Origin of the sequence: Pseudescherichia vulneris, assembly GCF_902164725.1 — a bacterium.
In the GTDB taxonomy this organism is placed as follows: domain Bacteria; phylum Pseudomonadota; class Gammaproteobacteria; order Enterobacterales; family Enterobacteriaceae; genus Pseudescherichia; species Pseudescherichia vulneris.
Map to the genome: position 1 here is coordinate 186159 of NZ_LR607338.1, position 21097 is coordinate 207255.

At 57.9% G+C, this 21097-nt stretch carries 20 protein-coding genes and 1 riboswitch; of the genes, 12 read left to right on the forward strand and 8 right to left on the reverse strand.

Annotation, left to right across the window (positions count from 1 at the left end):
• The first annotated feature begins 381 nt into the window (after window positions 1–381).
• Window positions 382–1968, forward strand: a complete 1587-nt coding sequence (gene purH / locus FN633_RS00735) for a bifunctional phosphoribosylaminoimidazolecarboxamide formyltransferase/IMP cyclohydrolase (RefSeq protein WP_154056403.1) — start codon at window positions 382–384, stop codon at window positions 1966–1968.
• 15 nt (window positions 1969–1983) lie between these two features.
• Window positions 1984–3273 carry a phosphoribosylamine--glycine ligase gene (gene purD, locus FN633_RS00740; protein ID WP_154056404.1) on the forward strand — a complete coding sequence of 430 codons (1290 nt, stop codon included), beginning with the start codon at window positions 1984–1986 and terminating at the stop codon, window positions 3271–3273.
• 52 nt (window positions 3274–3325) lie between these two features.
• On the opposite strand, the gene FN633_RS00745 is transcribed toward purD, so the two are convergent.
• The 6 genes from FN633_RS00745 to nudC all read right to left on the reverse strand — a co-directional run bounded on the left by FN633_RS00745 (window position 3326) and on the right by nudC (window position 7712).
• Window positions 3326–4024: a DUF1481 domain-containing protein gene (locus FN633_RS00745; RefSeq protein WP_154056405.1), complete on the reverse strand. Its 699-nt coding sequence runs from the start codon at window positions 4022–4024 to the stop codon at window positions 3326–3328.
• A 6-nt stretch (window positions 4025–4030) separates the two neighbouring features.
• On the reverse strand, window positions 4031–4303 hold the full coding sequence (hupA, locus tag FN633_RS00750; protein WP_032615913.1) for a nucleoid-associated protein HU-alpha: 273 nt from the start codon (window positions 4301–4303) through the stop codon (window positions 4031–4033).
• 186 nt (window positions 4304–4489) lie between these two features.
• Window positions 4490–5080, reverse strand: a complete 591-nt coding sequence (locus FN633_RS00755; protein ID WP_042395562.1) for a YjaG family protein — start codon at window positions 5078–5080, stop codon at window positions 4490–4492.
• Window positions 5081–5122: 42 nt separating this feature from the next.
• Window positions 5123–5794, reverse strand: coding sequence for a deoxyribonuclease V (nfi, locus tag FN633_RS00760; protein WP_042395566.1), 672 nt, complete (start codon window positions 5792–5794; stop codon window positions 5123–5125).
• A 9-nt stretch (window positions 5795–5803) separates the two neighbouring features.
• Window positions 5804–6868 carry a uroporphyrinogen decarboxylase gene (hemE, locus tag FN633_RS00765; RefSeq protein ID WP_154056406.1) on the reverse strand — a complete coding sequence of 355 codons (1065 nt, stop codon included), beginning with the start codon at window positions 6866–6868 and terminating at the stop codon, window positions 5804–5806.
• Between the two features lie 52 nt (window positions 6869–6920).
• Window positions 6921–7712, reverse strand: a complete 792-nt coding sequence (nudC, locus tag FN633_RS00770; protein ID WP_154056407.1) for an NAD(+) diphosphatase — start codon at window positions 7710–7712, stop codon at window positions 6921–6923.
• A gap of 96 nt (window positions 7713–7808) precedes the next feature.
• Here nudC and rsd point away from each other — a divergent pair, with 96 nt between their 5' ends.
• The 10 genes from rsd (at window position 7809) to FN633_RS00820 (ending at window position 15727) form a co-directional block, all read left to right on the forward strand.
• A complete protein-coding gene (rsd, locus tag FN633_RS00775) occupies window positions 7809–8312 on the forward strand; it encodes a sigma D regulator (protein WP_154056408.1) in 504 nt (167 codons plus the stop codon).
• A 53-nt stretch (window positions 8313–8365) separates the two neighbouring features.
• A riboswitch (TPP riboswitch) is annotated at window positions 8366–8475 on the forward strand.
• Window positions 8476–8562: 87 nt separating this feature from the next.
• Entirely contained in the window at window positions 8563–10350 is a 1788-nt protein-coding gene (thiC, locus tag FN633_RS00780; RefSeq protein WP_154056409.1) for a phosphomethylpyrimidine synthase ThiC, read from the forward strand.
• Complete coding sequence (thiE, locus tag FN633_RS00785; protein WP_154056410.1) at window positions 10350–10985, forward strand: thiamine phosphate synthase; 636 nt, start codon at window positions 10350–10352, stop codon at window positions 10983–10985. Before thiC ends, thiE begins: the two co-directional genes overlap by 1 nt.
• Entirely contained in the window at window positions 10978–11736 is a 759-nt protein-coding gene (gene thiF / locus FN633_RS00790) for a thiazole biosynthesis adenylyltransferase ThiF (RefSeq protein WP_154056411.1), read from the forward strand. The genes thiE and thiF overlap by 8 nt, the downstream gene beginning before the upstream one ends.
• On the forward strand, window positions 11717–11917 hold the full coding sequence (gene thiS / locus FN633_RS00795) for a sulfur carrier protein ThiS (RefSeq protein ID WP_154056412.1): 201 nt from the start codon (window positions 11717–11719) through the stop codon (window positions 11915–11917). The genes thiF and thiS overlap by 20 nt, the downstream gene beginning before the upstream one ends.
• A gap of 1 nt (window position 11918) precedes the next feature.
• On the forward strand, window positions 11919–12689 hold the full coding sequence (gene thiG, locus FN633_RS00800; RefSeq protein WP_154056413.1) for a thiazole synthase: 771 nt from the start codon (window positions 11919–11921) through the stop codon (window positions 12687–12689).
• A complete protein-coding gene (gene thiH / locus FN633_RS00805) occupies window positions 12686–13831 on the forward strand; it encodes a 2-iminoacetate synthase ThiH (protein ID WP_154056414.1) in 1146 nt (381 codons plus the stop codon). Before thiG ends, thiH begins: the two co-directional genes overlap by 4 nt.
• 86 nt (window positions 13832–13917) lie before the next feature.
• Window positions 13918–14223, forward strand: a complete 306-nt coding sequence (locus FN633_RS00810) for a PTS sugar transporter subunit IIB (protein ID WP_042395595.1) — start codon at window positions 13918–13920, stop codon at window positions 14221–14223.
• A 5-nt stretch (window positions 14224–14228) separates the two neighbouring features.
• A complete protein-coding gene (locus tag FN633_RS00815) occupies window positions 14229–14546 on the forward strand; it encodes a PTS lactose/cellobiose transporter subunit IIA (RefSeq protein ID WP_154056415.1) in 318 nt (105 codons plus the stop codon).
• Window positions 14547–14794: 248 nt separating this feature from the next.
• Window positions 14795–15727, forward strand: a complete 933-nt coding sequence (locus tag FN633_RS00820; protein WP_341805525.1) for a helix-turn-helix domain-containing protein — start codon at window positions 14795–14797, stop codon at window positions 15725–15727.
• Here the strand turns inward: FN633_RS00820 and FN633_RS00825 are convergent.
• Both FN633_RS00825 and rpoC read right to left on the reverse strand, forming a co-directional pair.
• Window positions 15615–16679, reverse strand: coding sequence for an alpha/beta hydrolase family protein (locus FN633_RS00825; RefSeq protein WP_154056417.1), 1065 nt, complete (start codon window positions 16677–16679; stop codon window positions 15615–15617). The genes FN633_RS00820 and FN633_RS00825 overlap by 113 nt on opposite strands.
• Window positions 16680–16824: 145 nt before the next feature.
• Window positions 16825–21048: a DNA-directed RNA polymerase subunit beta' gene (rpoC, locus tag FN633_RS00830; RefSeq protein WP_154056418.1), complete on the reverse strand. Its 4224-nt coding sequence runs from the start codon at window positions 21046–21048 to the stop codon at window positions 16825–16827.
• Window positions 21049–21097: the final 49 nt, after the last annotated feature.

Below are 21097 nucleotides of genomic sequence, written 5' to 3' on the forward strand. Positions count from 1 at the left end.
TAATACGTTTTCCTCTTTCAGAGTCAATCCTTAATTTCAGAATTTTTTCTCTTCAATCAACCCGGCTCATCGTGTGAAGTGATTCACATCCGCCGTGTCGATGGAGGCGCATTATAGGGAGTTCTCGAGCGCCCGCAATAGTTAAATGACAGAAAAATGACTGACTGCTGCATTCCACAGCAAAAGGCGGCCTTATACCTTTTTACGCACAGAGTTATCCACATAGCTGCGAAAAATTGAAAATTTACGAGCGATGCGCAAACGTTTTCGTTAAAATGCCTTCGCTTATTAAAGGCGGCCCCTTATGGGGCGTTAGCTGAGTTTTTAGAGAAAAATTCAGCTAACGCTCTCTGTAATGTTCAAATCCCGGGGATTTATACCATGCAACAACGTCCAATCCGCCGCGCTCTGCTCAGTGTTTCTGATAAGGCCGGTATCATCGAATTCGCTCAGGCACTCTCCCAGCGCGGCGTGGAGCTGCTCTCCACCGGCGGTACTGCCCGCCTGCTGGCAGATAAAGGCCTGCCGGTAACCGAAGTTTCTGATTACACCGGCTTCCCGGAAATGATGGATGGACGCGTAAAGACCCTGCACCCGAAAGTGCACGGCGGCATTCTTGGCCGTCGCGGCCAGGATGACGGGATCATGGCTCAGCATGGCATCGATCCTATCGATATGGTGGTTGTTAACCTTTATCCCTTTGCCGCGACCGTTGCCCGCGAAGGCTGCTCGCTGGAAGACGCCGTAGAGAATATCGATATCGGTGGCCCTACCATGGTGCGCTCCGCTGCCAAGAACCATAAAGACGTGGCGATTGTAGTAAAGAGCAGTGACTACGACGCCATTATTAAAGAGATGGATACCCACGACGGCTCGCTGACCCTTGAGACCCGTTTCGACCTCGCAATTAAAGCCTTCGAGCACACCGCCGCCTATGACAGCATGATCGCCAACTACTTTGGCAGTCTGGTTCCGGCGTACCACGGTGAAACCAAAGAGCCGGCTGGCCGCTTCCCACGTACCCTTAACCTGAACTTTATTAAGAAGCAGGATATGCGCTACGGCGAAAACAGCCACCAGCAGGCTGCCTTCTATATAGAAGAAGGCGTTAAAGAGGCTTCCGTGGCGACGGCTACCCAGGTTCAGGGCAAAGCGCTCTCCTATAACAATATCGCTGACACCGATGCGGCGCTGGAGTGCGTGAAAGAGTTCAACGAGCCGGCCTGTGTCATCGTTAAGCATGCGAACCCGTGCGGCGTGGCGGTAGGCGACTCTATTCTCAGCGCGTACGATCGCGCCTATAAAACCGATCCGACCTCGGCCTTTGGCGGCATCATTGCCTTTAACCGTGAACTGGATGCCGATACCGCCCAGGCAATCATCTCTCGCCAGTTTGTTGAGGTGATCATTGCCCCCTCCGCGACGGAAGAGGCATTGCAGATTACCGCTGCCAAGCAGAACGTGCGCGTCCTGACCTGCGGCAAGTGGGCTGAGCGTGTGGCGGGCCTCGATTTCAAACGTGTTAACGGCGGCCTACTGGTTCAGGATCGCGATCTTGGCATGGTGACCAACAAGGATCTGCGCGTCGTCAGCAAGCGCCTGCCCACCGAAGAGGAGATGCGCGACGCCCTCTTCTGCTGGAAAGTGGCCAAATTTGTTAAATCCAACGCCATTGTTTATGCCAAAGACAAGATGACCATCGGTATCGGCGCAGGCCAGATGAGCCGCGTCTACTCCGCGAAAATTGCCGGTATCAAAGCCGGTGACGAAGGGCTGGAAGTGAAAGGTTCCGCGATGGCCTCTGACGCCTTCTTCCCGTTCCGCGACGGTATTGATGCTGCGGCAGCCGTGGGTGTGACCTGCGTGATCCAGCCGGGTGGCTCTATTCGCGATGATGAAGTCATTGCCGCCGCCGACGAGCACGGCATTGCGATGATCTTCACCGACATGCGTCACTTCCGCCATTAATTCACGGAGCAGAGAATGAAAGTATTAGTTATTGGTAACGGCGGACGCGAACATGCTCTGGCGTGGAAAGCGGCCCAGTCCCCGCTGGTTAGCACCGTTTTTGTTGCGCCCGGCAACGCCGGTACGGCGCTGGAGCCCACCCTGCAGAACGTCGCCGTGAGCGCGACGGATATTCCTGCCCTGCTGAGCTTCGCCCAGAACGAGAAGATCGATCTGACTATCGTTGGCCCGGAAGCGCCGCTGGTGATTGGCGTGGTAGATGCATTCCAGGCGGCGGGACTGAAGATTTTTGGCCCAACGCAGGGTGCCGCGCAGCTTGAAGGCTCTAAAGCGTTTACCAAGGACTTCCTCGCTCGCCACCATATTCCCACCGCAGAGTATGAGAACTTTACCGAGGTAGAGCCTGCCCTGGCCTACCTGCGTGAGAAAGGCGCGCCAATCGTCATTAAAGCCGACGGTTTGGCCGCGGGTAAAGGCGTCATTGTAGCCATGACTCTGGAAGAGGCAGAAGCGGCGGTGCACGACATGCTGGCAGGCAACGCCTTTGGCGACGCCGGACACCGCATCGTTATCGAAGAGTTCCTCGACGGTGAAGAGGCGAGCTTTATTGTTATGGTCGACGGCGAGCACGTGCTGCCGATGGCGACCAGTCAGGATCATAAGCGCGTCGGCAACGGTGATACCGGGCCGAACACCGGCGGGATGGGGGCTTACTCTCCTGCGCCGGTCGTCACCAGCGAGGTGCATCAGCGTGCAATGGATCGCGTGATCTGGCCAACCGTGAAAGGCATGGCGGCGGAAGGCAACACCTACGTGGGCTTCCTCTATGCGGGGCTGATGATCGATCAGCAGGGTAACCCGAAAGTGATCGAGTTCAACTGTCGCTTTGGCGATCCAGAAACCCAGCCAATCATGCTACGCATGAAGTCTGACCTGGTAGAGCTCTGTCTGGCAGCCTGTGAAGGCAAGCTCGATGAGAAAACCTCAGAGTGGGACGATCGTGCCTCGCTCGGCGTAGTCATTGCCGCAGGCGGCTATCCGGGCAACTACCGCACCGGCGACGTTATCCACGGCCTGCCGCTGGAGAACGTCGGCGGTAAGGTGTTCCATGCCGGTACCACGCTTGCTGACGACGACCAGGTGCTCACCAGCGGCGGACGCGTGCTCTGTGCCACCGCGCTGGGTAACACCGTCGCTGAAGCGCAGAAGAACGCCTATGCGCTGATGGCAGATATTCACTGGGAGGGCAGCTTCAGCCGCCAGGATATTGGCTATCGCGCTATTGCGCGGGAAGAGCAGCAGTAAATCTCTTCAGGGCGGCCAGGCGCTTGCGCTTATCCGCCCTGTCTCAGCACCTTCAGAAACGCTTCGCCTGCGGTTGCCAGGTACAAAAATCCTCGTTTGCCACCAGCAACAGCTGCGTCCCTTCTGGCGCTTCCAGCCACGCCAAACTCACGTCCGCTGAGGAGTGCTGCTGACGACGTTGAATATGGCTTAGCGCCTGCGGTTCAAAATCGGGCTTGATGGTTTGGCCTTCACAGGTCGTGACCGAGCCGTCGCGGTGCCAACGCCCCTGACGCAGCATCACGTGGCCCTGACGTAGGGCATCGCTGGTCTGGCGGATCTGGTGGGCACGATAGCGGTAGAGGGCGATCTGGTCGCTGGAGAGCTGCTGCTTCTGGCCGTTGACTTCTCGCTGCATAAAGCTGAGTTCGCCGCGCTCGTCAAAGCGGGCACGAATATGTTCCGGTGGGGTGCCGTAGACGTTGAGTTCGATCAGCGCCAGCCGATCGCCCTGCCAGCGGTATTCGCTGATAGAGGTATCTCCGCTGCGCCACGGGCTAAACGCCGTCAGGAGATGAACAGCGTCTCCATCGTCCTTACGCCATATGCGCACTGCGCCGTGGTCGCCCGCGTAGCCGCTGGCGGTAAAGGGCGGCAGCGAATCATTATGGCTGCAGGCCGTCAGCAACAACAGGCCAGCCAGCGTCAGGGGGCGACGCCAGACAGACAAAAGGGGCGTAAACGCCCCCTTATCAAAACTGTTCGCTGTCACGCGGTCTTATTTAACTGCGTCTTTCAGAGCTTTGCCAGAAACAAATGCCGGCACGTTAGCTGCGGCGATTTTGATTTCATTACCGGTCTGCGGGTTGCGGCCAGTACGCTCAGCGCGGTGGTTCACTTTGAAGGTTCCGAAACCAACCAGTTGTACAGCATCGCCTTCTTTCAGAGACTCAGTAATAGCAGCCAGGGTGGATTCCAGGGCAGCTTTAGCCTGTACTTTAGACAGGTCAGCCTTGTCTGCAATTACATCAATCAGTTGAGTCTTGTTCATAAGTTATCCTTACAATGTGTTTATCGCTTGCTAAGCATCGAGTGCGACGAAAATGCCAGAAAAGCACTCTCCTGCATACACGCACCGATAGCCACTTTTTTTCGCCCTCCAAATGTAGACCAGACGGGGGGCCAATGGGAAGCCTTCCAGTGAGACAAAACAGGCGTTAAATCACGTTTTGTTGTCTCATTGCTGCAAAAGTATACCGATATTACTCTCACCCGCCTCGCGTAAGTCCGCGCGTAGCCCTTTAATCAGCTCAATATCGCGTTCTTCGCAGTCAGCCAAAAGTCGGAATATTTCCCACTGAATATCCCACTCCTGCTCTACGGCCGGGTTCGCTTTCAGCTCTTCATCGGTCATTTCACGACCTGCATGGGTCATCTCCAGCATCGCTACCGTGGTGATAGAGGTCTTGCTCACCTCAATGGTGTGCTCCAGGGTTTCACCGCTCAGGCGTGAGTGCACCAATTCGCTTAAGGCAACACAGGCGTCGATAGCCGGATAGACGCCGTAGAGATCGTAATCCTCTGCCGCCGGGATCGCCTCTTCCAGCTTCTCTAGCTGGCTGTCGAAATTCACCTTCGCGTCTTTCACCGTCAGCGTCTCCCAAATCAGGTCAACAATGCGGCGATAAAGCTGCGCGTCACCGAAGCCGGTCTGCTGGCAGAACATGGCGTAGTTCGGATACATGCGCTCGCACAGGCAGGCCATAAAGGTGACGTGCTGCCAGCTCTCCAGCTTCTCCAGGCGCAGGTGAATAGGGTTTTGTAACATGGTGAATTCTCGCTATCGGAAATTAGCCGCAGTGTACCTGAATCAGGGCTGAATTTCCTGCCATCGCATAAATGCCGGACGCCGCGACGCAACGGCATCGGCCCAGCGGGTCGGCTCCGGCAGACGGTAGCCTTGAGTGCAGCGCTGAACCCACGCCAACGCGCTGTCCACGCTCACCCGGTGGCCGGTAGCGACAAACAGCGGATTACAGCGCGCTTTACTGCGCCACACCCACGCAAGCTGCTCGCCTTTGTCCATCAGCGGCGCAAGCGCGCCTGGCTCAGGCGAGAGCGGCTCAAACTTGCCGCACAGGCGTTTCTTCGCCACGCCAATGGTCGGCACGTCCACCAGCAGGCCGAAGTGACTGGCCACGCCAAGGCGGCGCGGGTGCGAGATACCGTGCCCATCAACGAACAGCAGATCGGGTTTTTGCGACAGCATATCCCACGCTGCCATCAGCGCAGGATACTCACGGAAGGAGAGAAAGCCGGGGATATAGGGCATGGTGGTGGCAATACGCGCAACCTGGTACTCCACCAGCTCCAGCGACGGGTACTTCAGCAGTACCATCGCCGCCCGGGTCACTTCGCCACCCTGCTCAAAGCCGACGTCCGCGCCGCCGATAAACGCCGGGGGATCGTTGATAAACCGATCCTCGCGGATCACCGATGAGGCAAGTTCGATTTGCTGGGCGCGTAGCGACGCGAGATCCATATATGCTCCTTAGCGGTGATATTGCTCCGAGAGACGATGCACCGCTTCTACAAATGCGCCCGCATGTTCAGGCGGCACATCCTGATGAATACCGTGACCGAGGTTAAAGACATGGCCTTCGCCCTGGCCGAAACCAGAAAGTATAGTCGCTACTTCTTCTTCGATGCGGGCCGGAGGTGCATAGAGCATCGACGGATCCATATTACCCTGCAGCGCCACCTTGTGCCCTACGCGACGGCGGGCGTCGGCGATATCGATGGTCCAGTCGAGGCCCAGCGCGTCACAGCCTGTCTCCGCCATTGCCTCCAGCCACTGTCCACCGCCTTTGGTAAACAGGGTCACCGGCACGCGGCGACCTTCGTTCTCCCGCAGCAGGCCGTCGACAATCTTATGCATGTAGTAGAGCGAGAACTGCTGATAGTCGCGTCCGGTCAGCACCCCGCCCCAGGTATCGAAAATCATCACTGATTGCGCACCGGCTTTAATCTGCGCGTTGAGATAGAGCGTGACGCTTTTCGCCAGCTTCTCCAGCAGCATGTGCAGGGTTTGCGGCTCGGCATACATCATCTTCTTGATCCTGGTGAAGGCCTTGCTGCTGCCGCCCTCGACCATATAGGTCGCCAGCGTCCATGGGCTGCCGGAAAAGCCAATCAGCGGCACCTCACCCTTCAGTTCGCGGCGGATGGTGCGCACGGCGTTCATCACGTAGCCCAGCTCCTGCTCCGGATCGGGAATAGGCAGCCGCTCAACGTCGGCTTTGCCGGTGATCGGCAGGCTAAAGCGCGGGCCTTCCCCGGCTTCAAAGTAGAGTCCCAGCCCCATGGCATCCGGGATGGTCAAAATATCGGAGAACAGAATGGCGGCATCAAGGGGATAGCGACGCAGCGGCTGCAGCGTAACCTCACAGGCCAGCTCGGCGTTTTTGCACAGCGACATAAAATCGCCTGCCTGAGCACGCGTGGCTTTGTACTCCGGCAGATAGCGCCCGGCCTGTCTCATCATCCATACCGGCGTGATATCCACGGGCTGGCGCAGCAGCGCGCGCAGGTAACGATCGTTTTTCAATTCGGTCATTTTGCAATTCCTCAATGCGTCAGACCGTTATTGTAACACGCCGCTCTATGCTTCACTCATACTCTGCCCGACCCTCATATTCTCCACGGCATAGGGCGACCGTGTCCTCAATCAGCCGACGCGCCACGGTGCCCGGCGGTGGCAGGAGCGGCAGCTGGTCATAGCGATACCAGCCCGCGTCCAGCAGCTCGTTAGGATCGATGGTGATGTCGCCGCTCTCATACTCGGCCATAAAGGCGGTCATCAATGACTGCGGGAACGGCCACGGCTGGGAGGTCACATAGCGCAGATTTTTCACCCGGATACCGCTCTCCTCCATCACTTCACGGGCCACGGTCTGCTCCAGGGTCTCACCCACCTCAACGAAACCCGCGAGCACGGTGTAGATCCCGTTGCGATGGCGGGTATGCTGGGCCAGTAGAATATGGTCATCGCGGCGGATCGCGACGATGATACAGGGAGCAATCTGCGGGTAGTAGCGCTCGCGACAGCCGCCGCACAGCATTGCCCACTCGGTTTTGCTGGGATGCATGGTGTGCCCGCAGTAGCCGCAGAACATATGCGAACGGTAGAACTCCGCCAGCTGTACGCCGCGTCCGGCAAGCTGGAACAGACCGACGTCCTGATCCATTAGCTGGCGTACCGAGCCCATATCCTGGCGTCGGGGCTGACGAACCAGCCACACGGACTCTCCTTGCCACTCGCCGATAATTAACCCGCGCTGGCCCACAAGATCAAAATTTACTGCCTCGCCGTGTGGTAATTCTCCAGCGGGCAACCATAATTTTTGTTCATGGCTGACGATCCACCAGCCCTGATCGGTTAATTCGATGACACGTTCCATAATCTGTTGCACTACCTTAGCGACACTGGCATGTTGGTTACATCATTTTTACATATTTTGGGTGAACACTTTTTTTCTTAAACCACGGAGTTATTCATGCTAAACCACCTGGAAAGCCTGACGGCGCGCGTAGGCGGAACTAATAAACTAGTCGATCACTGGCTTCAGGTGCGCAAGCATTTGCTGGTATCGTACTATAACCTGGTGGGCATTAAGCCGGGCAAGGAGTCCTATTCAGAGCTGGATGAGAAGGCCCTGGACGATTTTTGCCATAATCTGGTCGACTATTTGTCCGCTGGACACTTTAGTATTTATGAACAGATTATCAGCGAAATGGAAGGTAGCAGCCCACTTTTAGCGGCCACGCAAATCTATCCGCAGCTGGAAGCCAATACCCAGCAGATCATGAACTATTACGACTCAAGCCTTGAAAACGCCATCGAAGATGACAAATGGGTTGAGTTCCAGGAAGCGCTGTCCGGCATTGGCGAAGCGCTGGCCGCACGCTTTACGCTGGAGGATCAGCTGATCGTGCTGGCGTTCGATTTCAACCTGGCAGAGAGCGCTAACGACGACAGCAACATCGCTCGCCCTGCTTGAGTTCTTAAGCATTAACGCGTAATTTAATTTACCTGCCCCCTGCAACACGGGGGTTTTTCTTGTCGGAGTGCCGAGTGCGTAAGCACCGGCTGAGACCGTTAATTCGGGATCCGCGGAACCTGATCAGGTTAAAACCTGCGAAGGGAACAAGAGTCAATCTGCTGGCGTGCGCCTCTCCGGGCTGCACGCATCCTCTTGCTTCATCCGTCGTTCTGACAAGCCACGTCCTTAACTTTTTATGGAATGAGCTATGTCTGAGTCTGCAACGAAACCTACCCGCCGCGAACAGCGCGCCGCCGCCCAGCGCTTTATCAACACGCTGGAGGGCACCACCTTCCCTAACTCAACGCGTATCTATCTTCAGGGCTCCCGGGACGACATCCGCGTGCCGATGCGTGAGATCCAGCTTAGCCCGACGCTTATCGGCGGCAGCAAAGCAGACCCGCAGTTTGAAGCGAACGAGGCGATCCCGGTGTACGACACCTCTGGCCCCTATGGCGATCCGGCGGTTGCGATCGACGTCGAGAAAGGGATCGCCAGGATCCGATCCGCATGGATCGCCGCCCGCGCCGGGAAGTGCGTCACTCAGCTGCACTATGCTCGGCAGGGGATCGTCACCCCGGAGATGGAGTTCATCGCCCTACGTGAAAATATGGGCCGGGAGCGCATTCGTGGCGAGGTGCTGCGCCGCCAGCATCCGGGCGAAGGCTTTGGCGCACGCCTGCCGGAGAATATCACCCCGGAATTTGTCCGCGACGAAGTGGCCGCCGGGCGCGCCATTATTCCTGCCAACATCAACCATCCCGAGTCCGAACCGATGATCATCGGTCGTAACTTCCTGGTGAAGGTCAACGCCAACATCGGCAACTCGGCGGTGACCTCCTCCATTGAAGAGGAGGTGGAGAAGCTGGTGTGGGCCACCCGCTGGGGCGCGGACACGGTGATGGATCTCTCCACCGGCCGCAATATCCACGAGACGCGGGAGTGGATCCTGCGTAACAGCCCGGTCCCGATTGGTACCGTCCCTATCTACCAGGCGCTGGAGAAGGTCAACGGCATCGCCGAGAATCTCTCCTGGGAGACCTTCCGCGAGACGCTACTTGAGCAGGCTGAGCAGGGCGTGGACTACTTTACCATTCACGCTGGCGTGCTACTGCGCTACGTGCCGATGACCGCCAACCGCCTTACCGGCATCGTCTCACGCGGCGGCTCGATCATGGCCAAGTGGTGCCTCTCCCACCATCAGGAGAACTTCCTGTATCAGCACTTTCGCGAGATCTGCGAAATCTGCGCCGCCTACGACGTCTCTCTGTCGTTAGGCGATGGTCTGCGCCCAGGCTCAATTCAGGATGCCAACGACGAAGCGCAGTTTGCCGAGCTGCATACCCTGGGCGAGCTGACCAAAATCGCCTGGGAGTACGATGTGCAGGTGATGATCGAAGGTCCGGGCCACGTGCCGATGCAGATGATCCGTCGCAACATGACCGAAGAGCTGGAGCACTGCCATGAAGCGCCGTTCTATACCCTCGGGCCGTTGACCACCGACATCGCGCCGGGCTATGACCATTTCACCTCCGGCATTGGCGCGGCGATGATTGGCTGGTTTGGCTGCGCCATGCTCTGCTACGTCACGCCAAAAGAGCACCTCGGCCTGCCGAACAAAGAAGATGTGAAACAGGGGCTGATTACCTACAAGATTGCCGCTCACGCCGCCGACCTGGCCAAAGGCCATCCTGGGGCGCAGATCCGCGATAACGCCATGTCAAAAGCCCGCTTCGAGTTCCGCTGGGAGGATCAGTTTAACCTCGCTCTCGACCCCTTCACCGCCCGCGCCTACCACGATGAGACCCTACCCCAGGAGTCCGGCAAGGTGGCCCACTTCTGCTCTATGTGCGGACCCAAGTTCTGCTCAATGAAGATCAGCCAGGAGGTGCGGGACTACGCCGCGGCTCAGGCGATTGAAGTGGGCATGAACGATATGTCGAACGACTTCCGCGCCCGCGGCGGCGAGATCTATCTCAAAAAGGAGGAGGTCTGATGTACCAGCCTGATTTCCCACCGGTGCCCTTCCGCCTCGGACTCTATCCGGTTGTCGACAGCGTGATGTGGATTGAACGCCTGCTGGAGGCGGGCGTGCGCACCCTCCAGCTGCGGATCAAAGATAAGCAGGACCATGAGGTAGAGGCCGACGTCGTGGCGGCCATTGCGCTGGGCAAGCGCTACGCGGCCCGGCTGTTTATCAACGACTACTGGCAACTGGCGATTAAACATGATGCTTACGGCGTGCATCTGGGACAGGAGGATCTGGAGACAACCGACCTCAGCGCGATCCGCAATGCGGGTCTGCGCCTGGGCGTCTCCACCCATGATGATATGGAGATTGACGTTGCGCTGGCCGCTCGCCCCTCCTATATCGCCCTTGGTCACGTCTTCCCGACCCAGACCAAGCAGATGCCCTCCGCGCCGCAGGGCCTGGCGCAGCTGGCGCGCCACGTAGCCCGGCTGCAGGATTACCCAACGGTCGCCATCGGCGGCATTAGCCTCGCGCGTGCGCCGCAGGTGCTGGCAACCGGCGTCGGCAGCATTGCGGTGGTGAGCGCCATCACCCAGGCCATAGACTGGCATCATGCCACCAAGCAGCTTATCGATCTGGCGGGGGTGGGCGATGAATGACAGCGATTTTATGCGCTACAGCCGGCAGATCCTGCTGGAGGATATTGCCATCGACGGTCAGCGGAGGCTGCTCGCCAGCCGGGTGTTGATTATCGGTCTTGGCGGTTTAGGCTCCCCTGCCGCGCTCTATCTGGCGGCGGCTGGCGTCGGCACGCTGGTGCTGGCGGACGATGACGCGGTGCACCTGAGCAACCTGCAGCGGCAGATTATGTTTACCTCCGACGATATCAACCAGCCCAAAGCCGACGCGGCCCATCAGCGCTTACAGCAGCTCAATCCACACGTTGAGCTGATTACCCTGAAGACGCGTCTGGAGGGCGAGGCGCTTCGCCAGCAGGTGACACAGGCTGACGTCGTGATCGACTGCACCGATAACATGGCGACGCGCCAGGCGATTAACGCCGCCTGCGTAGCGCTGAACACGCCGCTGATCACTGCCAGCGCCGTGGGGTTTGGCGGCCAGCTGATGGTGCTTACCCCACCGTGGGCGCACGGCTGTTATCGCTGTCTATGGTCGGACGACGATGAGCCACAGCGCAACTGCCGCACGGCGGGCGTGATAGGTCCGGTGGTCGGGATGATGGGCACGCTGCAGGCGCTGGAGGCGTTAAAGCTACTCAGCGGCATGGAAGTAGCAGAGGGCGAGCTGCGGCTGTTTGACGGGCGCAAGCACCACTGGCGCACGCTTGGACTCCAGCGGGCGGCGGGCTGCCCCGTTTGCGGAGGGCAAAATGCGCATCCTCTTCAATGACGAGCCTATGCAGTGTGCAGAGGCACTAACCCTGCACGGGCTGATGAAGCAGCTTAACCAGCTCAAGCCTGGAACGGCGCTGGCGCTTAATCAGCAGGTTATTCCCCGCGATCGCTGGGATCATCATCAACTGCGGGACGGCGATCGGATCCTGCTTTTTCAGGTTATCGCCGGAGGCTGACATGCTACGTATCGCAGACAAAATCTTTGAATCACACCTGTTTACCGGAACGGGCAAGTTTGCCTCATCGCAGCTGATGACCGATGCCATTCGCGCCTCAGGCAGCCAGCTGGTGACCCTGGCGATGAAACGCGTCGACCTGCGCCAGCGCAACGATGCGATCCTCGCTCCGCTGCTGGAGGCGGGCGTCACGCTGCTGCCGAACACTTCCGGGGCGAAAACGGCCGAAGAGGCGGTGTTTGCCGCCCGGCTGGCGCGCGAGGCGCTGGGCACCCACTGGCTGAAGCTGGAGATCCACCCGGATGCACGCTGGCTGCTGCCCGATCCGGTTGAGACCCTGAAGGCGGCAGAGATGCTGGTCAAAGAGGGCTTTGTGGTGCTGCCCTATTGCAGCGCCGATCCGGTGCTATGCCGACGGCTGGAGGAGGCAGGCTGCGCCGCCGTGATGCCGCTCGGCTCACCGATAGGATCTAACCAGGGCTTGGCCACCCGCGCCATGCTGGAGATTATCATCGCCCAGGCGGGCGTGCCGGTGGTGGTCGACGCCGGGATCGGTACCCCGAGCCACGCGGCTGAGGCCCTGGAGATGGGGGCCAGCGCGGTGCTGGTGAATACCGCCATTGCTGTAGCTAACGATCCGGTAGCCATGGCCCGTGCGTTCAGGTTGGCCGTTGAAGCCGGACGCCTGGCGCGCCAGGCGGGACCGGGGGCGGTAAACAGCGTTGCCAGCGCCACCAGCCCGCTTACCGGCTTTCTGGAGACGGGTATATGAAGACCTTCAGTGACCATTGGCGGCAGCTGAACTGGGACGATATCCGGCTGCGCATCCACAGCAAGACCCGCGCCGACGTTGAGCGAGCGTTGGCGGCGACCCATCTGACCCGCAATGACATGATGGCCCTGCTCTCCCCTGCCGCCAGCGACTACCTTGAGCCGCTGGCCCAGCGGTCGCAGCGTCTTACCCGCCAGCGCTTTGGCAACGCCGTCGGTCTCTATGTCCCGCTCTATCTCTCTAACCTGTGCGCTAACGACTGCACCTACTGCGGCTTCTCTATGAGCAACCGCATCAAACGCAAGACCCTGGACGGAGCGGAGATCCTGCGCGAGTGCGCGGCGCTCCGCGAGATGGGGTTTGAGCATCTTCTGCTGGTGACCGGTGAGCATCAGACAAAAGTGGGAATGGACTACTTTCGCCGCCATTTCCCAGCTATTCGCCGCCAGTTCGCCTCGTTGCAGATGGAGGTGCAGCCCTTGTCGCAGGGGGAGTATGCCGAGCTTAAGGCGCTGGGCTTAGACGGGGTGATGGTCTATCAGGAGACCTATCATGAGGCGACCTACGCCCGGCATCATCTGAAGGGGAACAAGCAGGACTTCTTCTGGCGGCTGGAAACCCCGGACCGGCTTGGCCGGGCAGGCATCGACAGGATTGGTCTTGGTGCGCTGGTGGGTCTCTCCGACAGCTGGCGGGTGGATTGCTACATGGTGGCGGAGCATCTGCTCTGGCTTCAGCAGCGCTACTGGCAGAGCCGCTATTCTATCTCCTTCCCGCGCCTGCGCCCGTGCGCGGGAGGCATTGAGCCTGCCTCGCTGATGGATGAGCGCCAGCTGGTGCAAACCATCTGCGCCTTCCGCCTGCTGGCACCCGACGTGGAGCTTTCCCTCTCTACGCGCGAGTCGCCGTGGTTCCGCGATCGTGTTGTTCCGCTGGGCATCACCAGCGTCAGCGCTTTCTCGAAAACCCAGCCCGGCGGCTATGCTGACAATCACCCTGAGCTGGAACAGTTTGCGCCGCACGACGGCCGCCGTCCGGAGGAGGTCGCCAACGCCCTGCTACGCAACGGCCTACAGCCGGTATGGAAGGACTGGGACAGTTATCTGGGGCGAGCGGCTCCAGATCGTAAGAATTGTTTGTGATACTCCACACACAATCAGGGTAAGGCGGTTGTTGAACCAGACGGTGGGATTAATGTTTATTTATCCCATCGTTGTCGAGGCTGGCTATGAAAAACATCGTCTTATGCTGTGCAGCGGGTATGTCCACCAGCATGTTGGTTCAACGCATGAAAGATGCGGCGCAGAAAAAAGGCGTCGAGGTCTCTATCAAGGCGGTACCGGTTTCCGAGTTCAAGGAGAACCTTGCCGAGGCCGATATTATCCTGCTCGGTCCACAGGTGAAGTATGAGCAGGCAAAACTGCAGGCGCAGGCGGAGCCGCTGGGCAAGAAGGTCGCGGTGATCGATATGATGGATTACGGCATGATGAAGGGTGACGTCGTGCTGGATAAAGCGCTGAAGCTGCTGGAGTGAACCACATGGAGGATCTCGAAACCACCATTATGGAGCTGCTGGTTAACGCTGGCGCGGCACGCAGCCAGGCGCTTACCGCATTGCAGCTGGCGCGCAAAGGCGACTTTGCGGGCGCAGAGCAGGCCATGGAGGAGTCGCGTGAGTTTGTGAAGCATGCGCATAAAATCCAGACCGAGCTGATAGGCCTGGACGAAGGCGTGGGCAAGCTGCCGGTGAATCTGATCACCGTTCACTCCCAGGATCACCTAATGAATGCGATGGTGATTCAGGACCTGGCCGGGGACATGATCGAGCTGTACCGACGGCTGCCAGCAATACAATAATTATTGTGTTCGCCATCCGGCAATTTTGTACTGCCAAAAGTGGTAAGGTGTTTTATGCCCAAATTTATGGCACAACATGGCATCAGAAGACGTTTATAAAGCCACACAGGTAGCCTATGCCCGCCGTTCCGCTTCCCTTTTTGACCTTTGTTATTTTGCTCATGCTGCTAACAAAGGTTTGCTTACGGTGCGTATCGGGCTACCGTAGCGCCGCCACGTTTATCGCAGGCTGCGCCCTGCTGGTATTAATGTCTGCCCTGCGCTGGCAGTTTGATGCGCCGCCCCTGCGCCAGATCCAGTCCATTGTTGCTATCGCCCTGCCTCCCCTGGCGTGGCGCTGCTTTGCTCGCTTAACGGGACGCAGCGGCAAACAGGAACTAGCGATATCTATCGTTCCCGCGGCTATCGCGCTGGGGCTTAATCTAGCCGCGCCTGGCCTTACCGATGCGGTGTTGATGGCGCTTTATATCGGCTACGGCGGGGCACTCGTCGGCACGGCATATCAGGGGCCGGATGCATTTATCTTTACCCGTCTGAATGCTGCACGCCCGGCAGCGCTCATGGCGTTTCTCGCAGGCAGCTTTCTCTGCTTTTCCGGCCTGACCGACCTGGCTATTGCAGTAGATTTTAGCCTCTATCAGGGTCAGCAGGCTCCTCAGCTGGTGGCGCTCTCTCAGGCGATCCTGCTGCCGTTTATCTGCCTGGCGATCGTCTATAACGGCAAAAACGTGCCTCCTGATGAAGGCAGGCCAGCGGTTGAAGCCCAGGATAATAGCGAAGAGTTAGCGCTCCTCTGCCAGCGCGTTGAAGCGCGCATCTGCGAGCAGGGCCTCTATCTTGATCCCGATCTGACGCTCAACACGCTGGCGCGCAAGTTGGGCATCCCGGCCCGACAAATTTCGCAGGCGGTGAACCAGACGCAGGGCAGCAACGTATCCCAGTGGATCAACCGCTTTCGCATTCACCACGCCCAACGGCAATTGCTCGCTACCGATGCCTCGGTTACGGAGATCATGCTTGAGGCTGGCTTTGCCACTAAATCCAATTTCAACAGGGAATTCACCCGGATCAGCGGGATGAGCCCAACCGAGTATCGTCGTTCAGCGCAGGAAGCGCTAACGCCTGACGTAGAAATGCGCCAATCTCGTCAGCAAGGTGCTGATGAATATCGCTGCGGCTAACTGTGCCTCCATCCTGGCAAACGATACCCTCCCCCGGCGCATCCTGCTCAATCAGGGCCGCCGCGCCGGGTTTACACAGCTGCATAAAGCTAAAGTGCGTTGCCCCCTCTACGCGGATATAGCGTTGCCATGCCGCAGGAATAAACTCTACCAAATGACCCGATTCCAGCCGGGCGGGTAGCGCATCGCTATCGGCCTGAGCCGCCATAATCAGTACCGGAATGCTTATCTGCTTCAGGCTCTCGGGCGTAAAGCCGCGCGCCATTCCCAGATCGAGGGACACAACCGCTTTGATGCGTGGATCGCGGACATCTTCAGCCAAGCGTTCAGCCGCTGAGGGCCGATCAATGCCAAGAGTGTGGATCAGCGTGCAGCTCGATAGATCAGGGTGATTCTGGCAGTCAGCGATAAAACGGTCCGCAGCAAAACGCCCTCCGGCGAGCTCAAGGACGGTCCAACCGCCGAGTGAATGCCCTACCGCCGCAATCCGCCCTTTATCTATATCCCCGGCAAGCGCTGGGGTCGCCAGCAGCGCATCCAACGTTCGTCGCAGATCCTGCGGGCGCTGCCAGAGCTGCTGCGCATCTTTTGGGTTCTTATTATGCGTAGTGGTCCCCGGGTGATCGACTGCCGCCACGATGTATCCTTGTTCAACCATCCGCTGTGCCAACCAGTTAAGGTTACGCCAGCTGCCGCCGTAGCCGTGGGAGAGCAGCAGCAGAGGATATTTGCCGGGTGCGGGTTTCGCATCACGCAGCGCCTGGGTTCCGATGAACACACTATTGTCGCCCACCGAGGCGGGCATACCGCTTTGCAGCGTGGGATACCAGAGGGCAACATTAAGTGGACGGTCGCTCTCTTTTTGTAGCGTAAGTTGGCGAAATGCGGTTTCGGCGTGCGCCATGCTACCTATCAGCATGGTGAGAGTAACAAGAAAAATACGTGGGAACATAAACAGCACCTGTTAAATGAAGACAGGCTGTATTCTGGGTTTTCTTCCCGTAGCGCGCGTCCTGAAACGCGATCGAGGCCCTGTTATGCGATTTACAGGCATAAAAAAACCCGCCGAAGCGGGTTTTTATTAGCGGAAAGCAGCGTTAGTCGTTGTCGGAACCGCCCAGGCCTGCGTTCAGCAGCTCTGCCAGGCTGGCAGAAGCGTCTTCAGCAGTTACCTGCGGTGCTGCCGGCAGTTCGCCAGCGGCACGACGGCGCATACGATCCTGGTGGTACGCATAACCGGTACCGGCCGGGATCAGACGACCCACGATAACGTTCTCTTTCAGACCGCGCAGTTCGTCGCGTTTGCCCGCAACGGCTGCTTCGGTAAGCACACGAGTAGTCTCCTGGAACGATGCCGCGGAGATGAAGGACTCGGTTGCCAGAGACGCTTTGGTAATACCCAGCAGGTCGCGAGCATAGGTTGCTGCGATTTTGCCGTTCGCTTCCAGATCGCGGTTGGCGATCTTGACGCGAGAGTATTCCACCTGCTCGCCTTCCAGGAAGTCGGAGCTTCCTGCGTTAGCGATAGTGGCTTTACGCAGCATCTGACGCACGATAACTTCGATGTGCTTATCGTTGATCTTAACGCCCTGCAGACGGTAAACGTCCTGCACTTCGTTGGTGATGTAACGCGTTACCGCGTGAACGCCACGAAGACGCAGAATGTCGTGCGGTGCTTCCGGACCGTCGGAAACCACGTCACCACGCTCTACACGTTCGCCTTCAAACACGTTGAGCTGACGCCATTTCGGGATCATCTCTTCGTACGGATCGCTACCGTCTAACGGCGTGATCACCAGACGACGTTTCCCTTTGGTCTCTTTACCGAAGGAAATGATACCGCTGATTTCCGCCAGGATTGCCGGCTCTTTCGGACGACGCGCTTCGAACAGATCCGCAACGCGTGGCAGACCACCGGTGATATCCTTGGTACCGCTGGATTCCTGAGGAATACGCGCCAGAGCATCACCTGCACCGATCTGAACGCCATCTTCCAGCTGGACAATCGCTTTACCCGGCAGGAAGTACTGAGCCGGCATGTCGGTGCCCGGGATCAGAACGTCGTTACCGTTCGCATCAACGATTTTCAGCGCCGGACGCAGATCTTTACCACCCGCGGTACGTTCTGCAGAGTCCAGAACCACCAGCGAGGAGAGACCGGTCAGTTCGTCGGTCTGACGAGTAATCGTCTGGCCGTCGATCATATCGGTGAAGCGGATGAAACCAGCCACTTCGGTGATGACCGGCATGGTGTGCGGATCCCAGTTTGCTACGGTCTCGCCGCCAGCAACCTGCTCGCCATCACCCTTGGCCATAACAGCACCGTAAGGCACTTTATAGCTCTCTTTGGTACGACCGAATTCGTCGATCAGCTTCAGCTCGGTGTTACGAGAGGTCACCACCAGCTTACCGCTGGAGTTAACAACCGATTTCGCATTGCTGAGCTTGATGCTACCTTTGTTTTTCACCTGGATGCTGGATTCAGCAGCCGCACGCGATGCCGCACCACCGATGTGGAACGTACGCATGGTCAGCTGTGTACCCGGCTCACCGATGGACTGTGCCGCGATAACGCCGATAGCCTCACCTTTGTTGATGATGTGGCCACGCGCCAGGTCACGACCATAGCAGTGGGCACACACACCAAAGTCGGTGTCACAGGATACAACGGAACGCACTTTCACAGAGTCAACGGAGTTCTCTTCCAGCAGGTCACACATGTGCTCATGCAGCAGCGTGTTGCGTGGAACCAGAATGTCCGCCGTACCCGGCTTCAGGATATCTTCCGCAGTCACACGACCCAGAACGCGGTCGCGCAGCGGCTCTTTAACGTCACCACCCTCGATTACCGGGGTCATGGTGATGCCTTCCAGCGTGCCACAGTCATCTTCGGTCACAACCAGATCCTGCGCGACGTCAACCAGACGACGGGTCAGATAACCGGAGTTTGCCGTTTTCAGTGCGGTATCCGCCAGACCTTTACGCGCACCGTGCGTGGAGATGAAGTACTGGAGTACGTTCAGACCTTCACGGAAGTTCGCGGTGATCGGCGTTTCGATGATGGAGCCATCCGGCTTCGCCATCAGACCACGCATACCTGCCAGCTGACGAATCTGTGCTGCAGAACCACGCGCACCGGAGTCGGCCATCATGTAGATGCTGTTGAAGGAGACCTGCTGCTCTTCTACGCCGTCACGGTTAATGACAGTTTCGGTTTGCAGGTTATCCATCATCGCTTTGGATACACGATCGTTCGCTGCTGCCCAGATATCGATAACTTTGTTGTAGCGTTCGCCAGCGGTTACCAGACCAGACTGGAACTGCTCCTGAATCTCAGCAACTTCAGCTTCTGCTTCGCTGATGATCTCGTATTTTTTCTCCGGGATGACCATGTCATCGATACCAACGGATGCACCTGAACGCGCTGCGTAAGCAAAGCCGGTGTACATCGTCTGGTCCGCAAAAATAACGGTCGGTTTCAGGCCCAGAATGCGGTAACAGGTGTTCAGCATTTTGGAGATCGCTTTCTTGCCCAGCGCCTGGTTGACGATGGAGAAAGGCAGACCTTTCGGCACGATCATCCACAGAATGGCACGGCCAACGGTCGTGTCCTTAATGCTGGTGACTGCTACGAATTCGCCGTTTTCATCTTTTTCATACTCGGTGATACGCACTTTAACGCGCGCATGCAGAGAGGCCAGGCCAGCGCGATAGATACGCTCGGCTTCTTTCGGGCCAGTCAGCACCATGCCTTCGCCTTTGGCGTTAACACAGTCACGGGTCATGTAGTACAGACCCAGTACAACGTCCTGAGACGGAACGATGATAGGTTCGCCGTTCGCCGGAGACAGAATGTTGTTGGTAGACATCATCAGCGCACGCGCTTCCAGCTGGGCTTCCAGCGTCAGCGGTACGTGAACAGCCATCTGGTCACCATCGAAGTCGGCGTTGTATGCCGCACAAACCAGCGGGTGCAGCTGGATCGCTTTACCTTCGATCAGAACCGGTTCAAATGCCTGGATACCCAAACGGTGCAGGGTCGGTGCACGGTTCAGCAGTACCGGGTGTTCGCGGATCACTTCGTCCAGGATATCCCAAACGACAGCTTCTTCACGCTCAACCATCTTCTTAGCGGCTTTGATGGTGGTGGCCAGGCCACGCAGTTCCAGCTTGCCGTAGATGAACGGTTTGAACAGCTCCAGCGCCATTTTCTTCGGCAGGCCGCACTGATGCAGACGCAGGTATGGACCTACGGTGATTACAGAACGACCGGAGTAGTCAACACGCTTACCGAGCAGGTTCTGACGGAAACGACCCTGCTTACCTTTGATCATATCGGCCAAAGATTTCAGCGGACGCTTGTTAGAGCCGGTGATGGCACGACCGCGACGGCCGTTATCCAGCAGGGCATCTACCGCTTCCTGCAGCATACGTTTTTCGTTACGTACGATGATGTCTGGCGCAGCCAGATCCAGCAGACGTTTCAGACGGTTGTTACGGTTGATCACGCGACGATACAGATCGTTCAGATCTGACGTTGCGAAACGACCGCCGTCCAGCGGTACCAGCGGACGCAGATCTGGCGGCAGAACCGGCAGAACGGTCAGGATCATCCACTCCGGCTTGTTGCCAGACTGTACGAACGCTTCCAGCAGCTTGATACGCTTGGTCAGCTTTTTACGCTTGGTTTCGGAGTTAGTTTCGTTCAGCTCTTCACGCAGCTGCTCGCACTCCTGCTCCAGATCCATGCTCTTCAGCAGGGCCTGGATAGCTTCCGCACCCATCTTCGCGTCGAACTCGTCACCGAACTCTTCCAGCGCGTCCAGATACTGCTCTTCAGTCAGGATCTGATGACGTTCCAGGTTGGTCATGCCGCCTTCGATAACCACATAGGATTCGAAGTACAGCACGCGCTCGATATCACGCAGGGGCATATCCAGCAGCAGACCGATACGGGACGGCAGCGATTTCAGGAACCAAATGTGGGCAGTCGGAGACGCCAGCTCGATGTGGCCCATGCGCTCACGACGCACTTTAGTCTGGGTCACTTCAACGCCGCACTTCTCACAGATCACACCACGGTGTTTCAGGCGCTTGTACTTACCGCACAGGCACTCGTAATCTTTTACTGGCCCGAAAATACGCGCACAGAAAAGGCCGTCACGCTCAGGTTTGAACGTACGGTAGTTAATGGTTTCCGGCTTTTTCACTTCACCGAAAGACCATGAACGGATCATGTCTGGCGAAGCCAGAGCAATTTTGATCGCATCAAACTCTTCGGTTTTAGTCTGCGCTTTCAGAAACTTTAATAAATCTTTCACGGATTTGCTCCCGTCGGAGTTAGCACAATCTGGTGCCGGGTGTTACCCC